This is a genomic window from Bartonella sp. AA126HLJHH (genome assembly GCF_042197425.1).
In the GTDB taxonomy this organism is placed as follows: domain Bacteria; phylum Pseudomonadota; class Alphaproteobacteria; order Rhizobiales; family Rhizobiaceae; genus Bartonella.
Map to the genome: position 1 here is coordinate 1 of NZ_JBHIRU010000128.1, position 641 is coordinate 641.

1 pseudogene is annotated in these 641 nt (G+C 43.1%); it reads right to left on the reverse strand.

Features of this window, described 5'->3' with window-relative positions:
- Positions 1-116: 116 nt before the first annotated feature.
- Positions 117-641: pseudogene (locus ACFIQC_RS10110) on the reverse strand (phage portal protein); the annotation flags it as partial.

Here is a 641-nt window from a genome sequence, read left to right on the forward strand (position 1 = left end):
TTTCACCATCATAAGTGCCAGCATCAAAAGAGCTCTCATCATCAAAGACCGGTGCTCCAACTCTGTAATCTTCATTCATAGCTTCGTTCATTTCTGCATTCATTCTCTAACCTCTCTCAAATGCTTCTTCCTCTGTATGTTGCCGCTCTTTCACGCATGATTTGATTTTGCGCTCGTTCATTAAGAATACGCTCCCGTTCAAGCTCATGCTTCTGTTGCATCAATTCCGCTTCCAATTCTGCTCTCTTTTGACGCATGACCAATTCAATCTGCTTGCCTTGTAAATCCATCTGTTGCATCTGACTTTTAGCCGCAATATCTTGCTGCTTTTCCTGCAACTTCATTTCTTGTTCCGGATTCATTTGCTGTTGTTGGGCTTGTTGTGCCATTTGCTGCTGTTGCATCTTCTCACTTACACGATTGAGTAATGACGCAGGCAATGGTGAATAACGAAGCAAATCAAGCATGATATCCGGTGTTACGGCATTTTGAAGCAACGGTAATAATTGCGTGATAATGCCAAAGGTACGCTCTTTCTCATTCGGGCTGGTTGGAGCATCATCGACAACAATGTCATACTCGACACTCGTTACTTCTTCACGCGTCAATGGAATATATTGCGCATTCTCCTCACCAGATAT